The 12,494-nt window shown below is 70.1% G+C and carries 7 protein-coding genes and 1 pseudogene; 3 read left to right on the top strand and 5 right to left on the bottom strand.

Going from position 1 to position 12,494, the window contains the following annotated elements:
* Positions 1-94: 94 nt before the first annotated feature.
* Together OG344_RS22845 and OG344_RS22840 are read right to left on the bottom strand one after the other, a co-directional pair.
* Positions 95-2,197 carry a cellulose binding domain-containing protein gene (locus OG344_RS22845; RefSeq protein WP_405084805.1) on the bottom strand — a complete coding sequence of 701 codons (2,103 nt, stop codon included), beginning with the start codon at positions 2,195-2,197 and terminating at the stop codon, positions 95-97.
* Positions 2,198-2,279: 82 nt separating this feature from the next.
* Complete coding sequence (locus OG344_RS22840) at positions 2,280-4,475, bottom strand: cellulase family glycosylhydrolase (protein WP_405084804.1); 2,196 nt, start codon at positions 4,473-4,475, stop codon at positions 2,280-2,282.
* 542 nt (positions 4,476-5,017) lie between these two features.
* Between OG344_RS22840 and OG344_RS22835 the strand changes: the two genes are divergently transcribed.
* Positions 5,018-5,527: an NUDIX hydrolase gene (locus OG344_RS22835; RefSeq protein ID WP_405084803.1), complete on the top strand. Its 510-nt coding sequence runs from the start codon at positions 5,018-5,020 to the stop codon at positions 5,525-5,527.
* Between the two features lie 98 nt (positions 5,528-5,625).
* Positions 5,626-6,240 (top strand): class I SAM-dependent methyltransferase, encoded by a 615-nt coding sequence (locus OG344_RS22830; RefSeq protein WP_405084802.1) that lies wholly within the window; start codon positions 5,626-5,628, stop codon positions 6,238-6,240.
* Between the two features lie 119 nt (positions 6,241-6,359).
* On the opposite strand, the gene OG344_RS22825 is transcribed toward OG344_RS22830, so the two are convergent.
* Together OG344_RS22825 and OG344_RS22820 are read right to left on the bottom strand one after the other, a co-directional pair.
* Positions 6,360-8,876, bottom strand: a complete 2,517-nt coding sequence (locus OG344_RS22825) for a cation-translocating P-type ATPase (RefSeq protein WP_405084801.1) — start codon at positions 8,874-8,876, stop codon at positions 6,360-6,362.
* A 210-nt stretch (positions 8,877-9,086) separates the two neighbouring features.
* On the bottom strand, positions 9,087-10,097 hold the full coding sequence (locus OG344_RS22820) for a zinc-dependent alcohol dehydrogenase (RefSeq protein WP_405084800.1): 1,011 nt from the start codon (positions 10,095-10,097) through the stop codon (positions 9,087-9,089).
* 252 nt (positions 10,098-10,349) lie between these two features.
* Between OG344_RS22820 and OG344_RS22815 the strand changes: the two genes are divergently transcribed.
* Positions 10,350-11,339 carry a transposase gene (locus tag OG344_RS22815; RefSeq protein WP_405084799.1) on the top strand — a complete coding sequence of 330 codons (990 nt, stop codon included), beginning with the start codon at positions 10,350-10,352 and terminating at the stop codon, positions 11,337-11,339.
* 147 nt (positions 11,340-11,486) lie between these two features.
* On the opposite strand, the pseudogene gap reads toward OG344_RS22815, so the two are convergent.
* Positions 11,487-12,468: pseudogene (gene gap, locus OG344_RS22810) on the bottom strand (type I glyceraldehyde-3-phosphate dehydrogenase).
* Positions 12,469-12,494 lie beyond the last annotated feature (26 nt).

The following is a 12,494-nucleotide window of genomic DNA, read 5'->3' as shown; positions in this document are numbered from 1 at the left end:
TGATGGCGAATCGCCGATCTTGGACAGCTGGGGAGGACACGTGTTCCTCGTACGACCGGGCGGTGCGGGCCGGACCGCCCGCACCGCGGGCGGGTCAGTACGAGTAGGTCGTGGTGCAGACGGTGCCGTTCAGGGTGAAGGAGGCGGGCGGCGGGTTGGCGCCGGTCTGGTTGCCGACGAACCCGAGGCTGACGGTGTTGCCGGCGTTCGGAGCGAGGTAGGTGTTCGAGCTGACCGGGGTGACGACCACGTGGGTGCCGTTCGCCGAGAAGGTGCCGTTCCAGGTGCTGTCGGAGACCGATTCGGTCGTGGCCGGGAAACTGAACGCCAGTGTCCACCCCGTGATGGGGGTGGGACCGGTGTTGGTGACGCTGATGTTCGCCACGAAACCGCTGCCCCAGCCCGTCGCGAGGGTGTAGGTGACGGCGCAGGTGCTGTCGCGCGGCGTCCCCGTGACGAAGGTGACCGGCGTCGAGGGCATCGAGAGATGGCCCTTCTGGTCGGTGGCGAGCACGTTCAGCGTGTATGAGGTGCCGGGGACCAGGTTCCGTGCGGTGAAGGAGGTCGAGGTCGACTCACCGAGCAGCACGCTGTTGGTGCCGAACTGCCGGTAGACGGCGTAGCGGGTGACGGCGCCGCCGGTGGACGGCCGCCAGGAGATGGTCGCGGTGCCGGCGGTGACGTCGCTCGCCACCGGGCTGCCGGGCGCGGTCAGCGTGGTGCTGACCGGGTTGGTGGCCGACGGCGTGAGCTTGAGCGTCACGATCGAGTACGGCGGGACGACCTGCGTGCTCGCGGTGCCCCGCGTGGATGTGGCGATCGCGGTGTACCCGGAGCCGAGCGTGTGGACGGTCGGCGTGGCGTTGCTCGGGGTCCAGCCGTCGTAGGCGAGGTGGACGGTGTAGGCGTTGCCGGGGTCCTGGTTGACCAGTTCGACGCTGAGGCCGCCGTCGGCGTTCCGGGCCGCGTGCACGGTGACGAGCCGGTTGTCGGAGGCGGCCCTGACCAGCGTGTCACCGGGCAGCGCCACCCTGCTGAGCATCTGCAGCGCGTAGTAGGGCGCGAACGGCGTGTTCAGCGGTGGTTCGCAGACGTTGTCGCCGTTGCAGTTGCCGCTCGACAGCAGGCCTCCGTCACCGTACGACGTCGTCCCGTCGGGCGCGGTGGTGACGTCGCCCATGCCGTTGCGGGTGTCCCAGTAGTCCACCGTGAAGACGCCGTTCTCCAGCGCCGCGAAGTAGACGTCCGCGGTGAACAGGCCGCCGATCTGGGTGTCCGACTGGTAGTTGGAGGAGGTCTCGGTCAGCGCGATGCCGATGTTGGGGCCGTTCCGGCCGGCGTACTGGTCGATCTGCCGCCGCACCTGCTCCAGCTCGCCGGGGAGCAGCCGCACCTGCTGGAGGACGTCCGCGGCGGTGGTGTGGTTCGGGTAGTAATGCATGATCGCGAAATCGATGTACGGTCCCGCGATCGACAGCACCGTCTGGTTCCAGGCGGCGGTGTCCCCGTCTCCGACGACGCCGTCGGGCCAGTTTCCCGGATCGGTGACCACGGCCCCGATCTTGATCGTGGGATCGACCGCCTTCATCGCCCGGGCGTACTCCACCACGTTGTTCGCGTACGTGGCCGGGCTCTTGCTTTCGTGGTAGTCGAGCTCCCAGTCGGCGCCGTAGTGACCGTTGCCGAAGATCTCGTTGCCGATCTCCCAGTACTTGACGCCGTACCCCTTGGTGACGTTGGCGTACTTCACCCAGTCGGCGGCCTCCTGGGCCGTGCCGGAGCCGTAGTTCGCGATGAGGATCGCCTGCGCGTCGATGGCCTTGACCGTGCCCCTGAAGGAGTCGAAGTCGGTCCCCGGCGCGACGTACCCGCCGCCGGAGACGGTGCTGGTCTTCCAGTGGAAGCCGTCTCCGTACGAGCCGCCGGGATACCGCATCATCCGCACGCCGGCCTTGCCGAGAAGGTCCACCGACGCCGGGGTGTTCATGTTTCCGTCCCAAACCGCCTGGTTGAGGCCGTACGCGGTGCCGGGCACGGTGCCAAGGCCCTCACGGGCGTTGACGGTGACCTCGACGGCCGGGGTCGCCGCCTGGGCCACGGTGCCCGGGCTGGTGAGGACGGCACCGGCGAGTGCCACAGCCGCGCCCATGGCGAGCCGGCGCCGCCGGCCACGACCGCGGAGAAACGACAGGTCCACTGGTTCTCGCTTTCTGGAGTTCACCCGCACCGGAGACGGGGGCCGCGGCCGATGTGGCCGCGACCCCGCGTCGGTGTGTTGGTCAGGTGGTGCTGCCGGTCACCTTGGTGCCGGACTTGGTGATGTAGTAGGTGATCTTCGTTCCACTCCAGAAGTGGAAGGTGAGGGTGACGCGGCCGTCGTTGACCTCGGCGAAGAACTCGGGTTTCAGGATGATCGTGTTCGCGGTGTAGTCGGGCTGGAAGCTCGCCCAGAACTCCTTGTACGAGGTCCAGTTGGCCGGTCCGGCGGCGCTGCCGTCGGCGTACTTGGCCTCCATCGTGGCGAGCTGGTCGCCGCGGAACTGGGTGGGGATGGAGAACGAGGAGGTCGTGCCGGTGGCGGCGGCCTGGGTCGGCGGGTCGGAGGTGATGATGCTGATCTGCCAGGGCGCGCCCTGGGAGAAGCGGGCCTCGATGGTGGCGTTCACGCCGTAGGCCCGGTTGCCGGCCAGCCGGGTGAGGGCGGCCGCGGTGAGCGTCAGCGTGGTGCCGGACACGGTGTAGTCCGTGCCGTTCGCGAGGTTGGTGCTGCCCTGCCGCAGGCCCTGGAACGAGGTGCCGTTGAGGTTGAGCGTGAGCGACCTGGCGGTGATCGTGCCGCTGCGCGGGAGATACACCTGGTCGGAGGAGGCCGTACCGGATCTCACGGTCCAGCTGGCCTTCATCGTCTCGTAGATGCCCTGGTCGCGCCATCGCAGCTCGTTGCGCTCCAGGAACGAGCCCGCGTCCCAGAGCATGGTGGTGAGCTTGCGGATGCGGGCGTTGTAGCCGACGGCCTCGATGTACTTCAGGAACTCGCCGCGTTCGATGATGCCGGGCCGGGTGTAGTCGTAGGCGAGCAGCGCCCACTCTCCGATGATCACGGGGATCCCGCGGGACACGAACGTGTTGTACACCCGGTCGAAGCCGCCGACCAGGTCGCTTTCGACGTTGCTGTCGTAGCGGGTGCCGCCGGCGATGTTGGCGCTGAACGGCCACCACCCGTAGAAGTGCACCGTCGCGGCGAGGTTGGGGTCGCGCAGCTGGTTGAAGGTGCCCGTCAACGCGTCCAGCCGGGCCTGCTCGGAGCTGGTGTAGAGGGTGGGCAGCACGAGCAGCCGGGTGGCGTTGCCGCCGCCGGACGCGCGCACCTGGCGGACGAACGCGGTGTTGAGCTCGTTCAGCACCTGGTCGCTCTCGCTGTCACCCGAGGTGCCGGTGAACTGCGGCTCGTTGATGCTCTCGAACACCAGCTTCTGCGAGTAGTCACGGAACGTGCCGGCGAGCTGCCGCCACAGCGCGTTGTACCGGTTCAGCACGGTCGTACGGTCGCCGGGGTACCCGTTGATCCACTGCCAGGAGTCGTGATGCAGGTTGATCATCACGTAGAAGCCCTCGGCGAGGGACCAGTCGATCACCTGGCGGACGCGGCTCAGCCAGGCGGCGTCGAGGGTGTAGTCCGGCGCCGGGCCGTGGTGGTTGCTCCAGGTGATCGGGATCCGGATGCTGTTGTATCCCTGGGACCGCACGTAGTGCAGCATGGCCTGGGTCGTCGGCGGGTTGCCCCATGACGTCTCGTCGGGGATCGCGTCGAAGGTGTTGCCGAGGTTCCAGCCGGGCTGCATGGCCGCCACCCTGGCCATCGCGTCGCCCGGCTGCGGAGACGCCGACGGCGAGGGAGACGGCGACGGGCTGGGCGACGCCGAAGGCGAGGGAGACGGCGAGGGGGACCGCGACGGGCTCGCCGACGGCGAAGGGCTGGGGGATCGCGACGGGCTCGCCGAGGGCGACGGGCTGGGCGACGGCGAAGGGCTCGGTGACGGCGAGCCGACGTTCCCGGTGCACGCGACGCCGTTGAGCGTGAAGACGCTCGGCGCGGTGTTGGCGCTCGACCACGACCCGTTGAAGCCGAAGGAGACCGTCGCGTTGGTCGCGATGGCCGCGTTCCAGCTCACGTTGACGGCGGTGACCTGCGCGCCCGACGAGGTGATCGTGCTGTTCCACGGCTGGGTGACCTGCTGCCCCGAGGGGAACGTCCAGGTGAGCTTCCATCCGTTGATCGGATCACCGAGGTTGGTGATGCCCACGTCGGCGGTGAAACCGCCCGGCCACTGAGAGGTGACCGCGTACGCCACACGGCAGCCCGCGGCCGCCTGGGCGTTGACGGCCGTCAGCACCCCCACCGGCAGCAGTACGGCCAGGGCGCCGGCGACCATGCTCACCCACAGCCGCGCTCTGTGTAAGAGCCGCAGATTCAAGAGTGGCCTCCTTTGTCTTCTTTCACAGGTCTTGTCGTGGCGGACGGCAGGCCGGCTGCATGGGATTGCTCTCAGCAGCCGCATCAGGACGTGCCGATGCACGGCGGAACATGGGTGCCACTACCGTCGAACCGGTTCGGATACGTCGAGACGCGAAAGTAGAGCAGTCTCAATTACGCAACAACAACTGGATACAGCGCGAAACATAGCATCGCGATTCGCGGGAGTCGTCCCCCACCACATCGCCACCGGGGCGGCGCACAGGCATCCTCATCAGCGCCATCCCCACAGGAGGAGTCCTACTCCTTCCCGCTCCACGTCAGCGGCGTGATCACCATTCCCGCGTCATGTGTCCGTACCTACGAGGGATAGGAACCCGGAAATATCGAGAAACAGGAAGCTGAAAGTTTCAGCTGCCGGACACCGCTACGGCGGTCACCGAACCAGTCCCCCGGTAAGTCGTCTGCGGCTCCTCGGAAACGCTCCGGCGACAGTTTCCCTCCCCCTGCCTCGCTCCGCCGCCTGTGCCTAGGATCGGCAGGGTGACCACCCCCGCCGTGCGGGCCAGCGCCCGTGTTCTGCTGGTCGACCGCGACGATCGGCTCCTGCTGTTCCGTTTCCGGGCCTCCGACGATCTGCCCGTCTCCCACTTCTGGGCCACGCCCGGCGGCGGTGTCGAAGACCGGGAAACCCTCGCTCAGGCGGCGGCGCGCGAACTGTTCGAGGAGACCGGTCACACCCTGGCTCCGCAGCGGCTGGGTCCGGTGGTGGCCGTCTCCTCCGGTCCTGCCCGATTCGGCGAGTTCACCCTGCACGCTGTCGACTCGTTCTTCTTCACCCGCCTCGACAGTCTGGCCCTGGCTCCCCTGGACCTGGAGGCCCACGAGCTCGAGGCGATCGCCGCGCACCGCTGGTGGACCGTCCACGAGCTTCAGGCCACCTCCGACCTCGTCTTCCCCGTCGGCATCGGCGCGCTGCTGCCCCGGCTGCTCGCCGGCGACCTCCCCGCCGAACCGGTGCACCTGCCCTGGCGGCCGGCCACTGGGCAATGAGGCACCGAGAGCCTCAACCTGCTGACGAAGGCTTCGGCCAACCGCTGACGCCCTCCTCCGTCCGGCGGTCGTCCATCACCCTCCTCCAGTCCGGGAGAATGCGGACATGGCTGAACAGAGCATCTGGATGCGGAAAGGTCGCCGCCGACCCCGGTCACTCCACCTGGTTCATCGAGCGCTTCCGCTCCATGGCTCGCGCAGGTGACGACCTCGCCGGGGAAGCCCGCCTCGTGGACGCCATGGTGCCGCGCCACGCCCGCATCCTCGACGCCGGGTGCGGATCCGGCCGGGTCGGCGGTGCGTTGGCCGAGGCCGGCCACGACGTCGTCGGCGTCGACGTCGACCCGGCTCTGATCGAGGCCGCCGAGCAGGACCACCCCGGCCCGCGATGGCTGGTCGGCGACCTGGCCGAACTCGACCTTCCTTCGCAGGGCATCACCACGCCGTTCGACGCCGTCGTCTGCGCGGGGAACGTGATGACGTTCCTCGCGCCAAGCACCCGTCGTGAGGTGCTGCGGCGCTTCCGTGCGCACCTCGCGCCCGGCGGCCGGGCCGTGATCGGCTTTGGCGCCGGCCGCGGTTACGAGTTCGGCGAGTTCCTGGCGGACGCGGCAGCCGGCGCGCTCGAACCCGACCTGCTGCTGTCCACCTGGGACCTGCGCCCGTTCAGGGATGACTCGAGCTTCCTGGTCGCCCTCCTCCGCCCTGCCTGACAGCGCCGCCCTGCCTGACAGCGCGATGAGGCGAGGCGCGTCCGGGCCTGCGGCGGGCACCCAATGACTCCGGTGTGATCAACTGCGCACGAGGTCAGGCCGTGGCTGGTTGCCGGTGGCTACGCACCGCGTGGGGGCCGACCCTGGACCGTATGGCCGCTGCCGTTCCGGTTGGAGCGCACCATGTCGCACGCCAGGGCCGAGAGTACGGCGGCGCCCAGCGCCATCGCCCAGCCTGCGGGTGGCAGAGGCACCAGCGCGAGCGGCGCGCCCAGCGCCGGAATCACCGTCACGAGCACCTGCAGCGCCGCGGCGGCGGTCACCGCGACCATTACAGCACGGCCCCGCCACCAGCCGCGCTCGAAGGTCCGGCGGCGGGCCCTGACGACGTAGGCGAGGGTCAAGCGGGCGAAGACCAGCGCGAGAACGGCCTGGCTGCGGACCTGTTCCTCGCTCCAGCCGAGGCGGCGGGCGACCTCGACGGCCGCGAAGACGAGCGCGCCTACGGCCACCGCTCGCAGCGCGATCCGGGTCAGGACCGGCCAGGAGAGCAGACCTCCGGTGCAAGGGCGCAGTGCCAGCGGGTCGCCGGCGGGCCGGTCGACGCCGAGCGCGATGGCGGGGATGCCGTCCAGCACCAGGTTGATCCACAGCAACTGCACGGGAAGCAGCGGCACGACCAGATCCGGCCAGGCGATCAGGCCGGTGAGGACGATCAGGATCTCCGCGAGGTTGCCGGTGAGCAGATATCCGACCATCGAGGCGACGTTGTGGCGGAGCCGGCGTCCCTCGCGCACCCCTGCGACGATGGTGCCGAGGTCGCCGTTGGTGACGACGACGGCGGCGGCCTCCCTGGCCACGTCCGTTCCCTCCTCCCCGGCCATGGCCACCCCCACGTCCGCGTTGCGCAGCGCCGGGGCGTCGTTCACGCCGTCGCCGGTCATCGCCACGACCTGGCCGTCCGCACGCAGGGCGCGTACGAGGTCGAGTTTGGTGGCGGGGTCGACGCGGGCCAGCACGGCCGCCTCGCGCAGCCGGGCGGACCGCTTCGAACGATCGCCGTCCGAATCTCCGAGGGTCTGGAGCTCGGCGCCCGTCACCACAGGGTCGGCGTCGATGCCCACCTCCTCGGCGATGGCGCGGGCGGTGTCGGCGTGGTCGCCGGTCACCATCACCACGCGGATGCCGGCGGCGCGGCAGTCCGCCACCGCCCGCGCCGCCGAGGGCCGGATCTCGTCGCTGAGCGCGACCAGGCCCAGCGGACGCAGCCCTGTGGCGTCCAGGTCGTCAGTGTGCTTGTCGGCGAGCGTGAGCACCCGCAGGCCCCGGTCCGCCAGACCGGGCACCGCTCGTGCCAGCCGCTCGGTCTCCGGGCCGGGAACGCACCGGGCGAGCACCACCTCCGGGGCGCCCTTGACCGTCAGCAGAGGAACGCCCTCGCCGGCCGCGGTGATCACGGCCATCGACCTCGTCTCGGCGTCGAACGGCCGGGCGGCCAGGCGTTCCTCGTCGGGCGGCAGCCTCGTCCCGTGCCGCTCGGCGGCCACGGCGAGGGCCACGTCGACCGCGTCCCCGAGCCCGTCGCGGGCGTCGTTGCAGCGCAGCGCGGCACGCCACAGGTCGCTTTCGGACACCGCCACCTGGTCGGCCACGGTCAGATGCCCGGTGGTCAGCGTTCCTGTCTTGTCCGTGGCGATGACGGTGGTCGCGCCGAGCGCCTCGATGGCCGGCAGCCGCCGGACGATCACACCGAGCGTCGCCATGCGCTGTGAGCCGAGCGCCAGTGCCGTGGTCACGGCGGCGGCCAGGCTTTCCGGCACGGCGGCGATGGCCAGCGCCACCCCGGCCAGGATGATGTCGAGGAGCGTGGCCTCGCCCCGCTGGACCCGGGTGAGTCCGATGAGGATCATCACCGCACCCGCCATGACGGCGACCAGGCCGATCCGCCGCGACACCTGTGCGAGTTCCACCGCCAGCGGGCCCTTGACGCCGCCGCCCAGCGCGGAGGCGATGCGCCCCATCTCGGTGCGGGCGCCGGTCCGGGTCACCTCGGCCACCCCCGAACCCCGGACGACGAGCGTCCCGGCGAACAACTCGTCACGGCGGTCGGCGAGCGTGCCGCCGGCTCCGACCGCTTCCGCGGCCCGTTTGTCGGACGACAGCGACTCTCCGGTGAGCATGGACTCGTCCACGCCCAGGGCGTTCGCCTGCGACAGCCGCGCGTCGGCGGGAACGCGGTCTCCGGCCGCGACCTGCACGACATCGCCGGGTACGACCTCGGCGGCGGGAACCCTCCGTACGACGCCGTCGCGGACGACCTTGGCCATGGGCGCGGTGAGGGTGCGCAACGCCCGTACGGCATGGTCGGCCTTCGTCTCCTGGCTCACCCCGATGACCACGTTGACCAGGAGAATGGTCAAGATCGCCGCTCCCTCGGGAACCTCGCCGAGGACGACCAGGGTGACCAGTCCGGCTGTCAGCAGCAGGATCGACATGGGGTCGGCGAGCTGGCGGGCGGCCCGGACGGGCAGGCGTGGCGGCCTCGGCTGCGGGAACTCGTTCGGCCCGTACTCGGCCAGCCGCTCCGATGCCGCCTCCGCGCTCAGTCCGGCCGGCTCTCGCACGCTGATCTCCATGCCCCCAAGCAGATCATTCGGCTGTACGGGAAGGCCGCAGGCCAAAGGCATCCCGCCGGAGGACCTTCGGCCCAGGCCGCCGGAGACCGTTCACCGTGAGACCGGCACTCCGATCGGAGTGGCCTATCGCCGGGGAAGGGCCCGCGTCAGGTGGGCCAGGACGGCGAGGCGGCAGGGACGGGCCGGGAATCGAGGGTGGTCATGGTCGTCTCACAGCTCGAAGACCAGCCGGGCGGGGATACGGCCGGCGAGGATGTCCTCGAAGGACTGGTTGATGTCGTCGAGTTTGCGGATCTCGTACTTCACGGTCGTGCGGCCGGCGGCGTGCAGGCGGAAGACCTCTGCCAGGTCGGCGCGGGTGCCGACGATGGACCCGATCACGCTGATGCCGCCCAGCACCGTCTCGAAGACGGGCAGGGACATTGCGTTGTCCCGGGGCAGCGAGACCAGCACCAGGCGTCCGCCCCGACGCAGCGACACGTGCGCCTGCTGCAGGACGCGCGGGTCGGCCGCCAGGACGACGGCCACGTCGGCACCGCCCAGGTCGCGAATCGCGGCCACCGGGTCGTCGGCCGCGGCGTTGACGACGTGAGTGGCGCCGAGTTCACCGGCGAGGAGGAGCTTTTCGCCCGTCACGTCGACCGCGACGGTCTCGGCGCCGAAGATCTGCGCGTACTGCTGCGCCAGATGCCCCAGCCCGCCGATGCCGAAGATCGCCGCGCGCTCGGCCGGGCGCAGCCCGGAGACCTTGACGGCCTTGTACGTGGTGACCCCGGCGCAGGTGAGAGGAGCGGCGTCGAACGAGTTCACGGCCTCGGGCACGGGCACCACATGACTGGCGTAGGCGGCGACGTATTCGGCGTGGCAGCCGTTCAGGCTGTAGCCCGTGTTCAGCTGGTGCTCGCAGAGCGTCTCGCGCCCGCTCACACAGTAGTCACAGATGCCGCAGGCGTAGCCCAGCCATGGGACCGCAACCCGCTCCCCCACGGCCCGGCCGGTGACGCCGGCGCCAACCTGCTCGATCACGCCGATGCCCTCATGTCCGGGCGTGAACGGCAGAGCCGGCTTGATCGGCCAGTCGCCGCGGGCGGCGTGGATGTCGGTGTGGCACAGTCCGCTTGCCTCGATGCGGACCAGCACCTGGCCGGGCCGCAGCTCCGGCACCGGAACGTCACGAATCTCGATCGGGTTGTCGAACCGGGTGACCACCGCTGCACGCATTGCCTTCTCCTAATGAGTGTTAGCGAGTCGCCATCCGGCAGACTCGGTGCCTGGTAGCCGCCGGTAAGTGAGCACTTGTCCCTCCTGGACCCCGAGTCCTGGTGAAAGATCGTGCCCTTGCCGGTCGGCCGGGAGAGTTGATCGCTGATGGGATGTCGTGCCCGCCCGCTGTCGGCGTGAGCACTGCTTCATTAGGTCGCTGATGGTTCTCCCGCAGGCCGCTGACCAGCGCTGTTGGAACCGGGAGAGACATTGCGACTGTTCGTGGGAGATGACTGGGCCGAGGCGCACCACGATGTGGAGCTGATGGACGCCTCGGGCCGGCGCCTGGCCAAGGCGCGGCTGCCGGAGGGTGTGGCAGGGATGACCCGGCTGCACGCCATGGTCGGCGAGCAACTTGGCGAGGAGGCCGAAGAGGCGGAGGTGATCATCGGGATCGAGACCGACCGCGGGCCGTGGGTGGCGGCGCTGGTCGCCGCCGGGTACACGGTGTATGCGGTCAACCCGCTGCAGGCCGCCCGCTACCGGGAACGGCTGAGCGTTCCGCACGGACTCCCACCAGCTGCGGCCGGTGGCCGGCGACAGCCCGCAAGCCGAGGCGGTCAAGGTCGTGGCCCGGATGCACAAGACGCTGATCTGGGAACGTACCCGCCATACCCAACGGCTGCGGCACTCGCTGCGTCGGCACTCAAACGCGCCGGCCGCCGAGGCGATCTGGCTGCCAAGGCCGCGCCCATCCAGGCCGCGCTGCGCACCGAACAGTTGAGCCGGCCTGAGGTGGTCACCGCCCTGCACAAGGAGGTCGAGGCGCATTTTGGCCGACACCCGGCCGCTGAGATCATCTGCTCCCAACCCGGGCTGGGAGCGGTCCTCGGCGCCCGGGTGCTCGCAGAATTCGGTGACGACCCCGACCGCTACACCTCGGCCAAGGCCCGCAAGAACCACGCCGGCACCAGCCCGATCACCCGCGCCTCGGGCAAGAAGAAGGTCATCGCCGCCCGCTTCGTGCACAACGACCGCCTGATCGACGCCCTGATCACCCAGGCAGCTGCCGCCATCCGTTTCTCTCCCGGCGCCCGCGCCTACTACGACAGGCAACGCGCCCGCGACGCCGACTACAACACAGCGCTGCGTCAGGTCGCCAACCGCCTCGTCGGCATCCTGCACGGCTGCCTCAAGACCGGAACCCTCTACGACGAAGCCACCGCGTGGTCCAGCCACCCCGAATCGGTCGCTGCTTGACATCTAAGCTCCTGGGATGTCTTTCACCGGGCTTTCCGCGTCCTCCCGCGGCGCCCGCGCGGGCAGAGCTCCGCGGACGCAGGCGGGGATGGAAAGACGTCTCGATACGGCTTGTACGGTCCTGAGCCTCGTCGGCTGCTCCGGCCGTCAGTCGGCCATGCGGGCGGCCATCTCGATGAGCCGGTTGGCGTAACCCCACTCGTTGTCGTACCAGCCGAAGACCTTGACCAGTTCGCCGTCCGCCTGAGTGAGCGCGGAGTCGAACACACAGGAGGCGGGGTCGCCCACGATGTCGCGGGACACGATCGGGTCGGTGCTGTAGCGCAGCACGCCCTTCAGCTCCCGGTCGGCGGCTCCGGCGAAGGCCCGGTTGACCTCCTGCACCCCGGCCGGGCGGGACAGCACCACGGCGAGGTCGGTGAGCGATCCGTCCTCGACCGGGACGCGCAGCGCGACGCCGTCCAGCCGGCCGGCGAGCTCGGGCAGCACCTCACCGACCATCCGGGCGGCCCCGGTCGTGGTCGGGACGATGTTCACGGCGGCCGAGCGGGCCCTGCGAGGGTCCTTGTGCGGCGCGTCCAGCAGCCGCTGGTCCGCCGTGTACGCGTGCACGGTCGTCATGAAGCCGCGGACGACGCCGAAGTTCTCGTGCAGCACCTTCACCATCGGGGCCACGCAGTTGGTGGTGCAGGAGGCCATCGAGACGATCTCGTGGCGGCGGGGGTCGTAGGCCGCGTCGTTGACGCCTGACGTCCACGCTCTTGCCGGGCGCGGAGATGAGCACGCGGCGGGCGCCGCCCTTGAGGTGGCGGGCCGCGTCGTCCCGCGTGCGGAACCTGCCGGTGGCCTCGATCACCAGATCGGCGCCATAGGCCGCCCAGTCGATGTGCGCCGGATCGCTGTGCGCGGTGACCGGGATGCCGCGGCCGTCCACGTCGATGGAGGAGGCGCTCGCGGTCACCGGCACGCCGAGGGGGCCGTGTGTGGAGTCGAACCTGAGCAGATGGGCGAGGGTCGCCGCGTCCGCGAGGTCGTTGATCGCGACGACCTCGATGCCCATGGGGAGCGCACGGCGCAGCACGGCCCTGCCGATCCTGCCGAACCCGTTGATGCCGATCCTCATGGTGATCCTCCTCAGCTCTGGCTGTGCCGCCA

The sequence above is a fragment of the Microbispora sp. NBC_01389 genome (assembly GCF_045040095.1).
Taxonomy (GTDB): Bacteria; Actinomycetota; Actinomycetes; order Streptosporangiales; family Streptosporangiaceae; genus Microbispora.
Note: the sequence above shows the minus strand (reverse complement) of the source record. Positions and strands in the feature narration are given on the sequence as shown.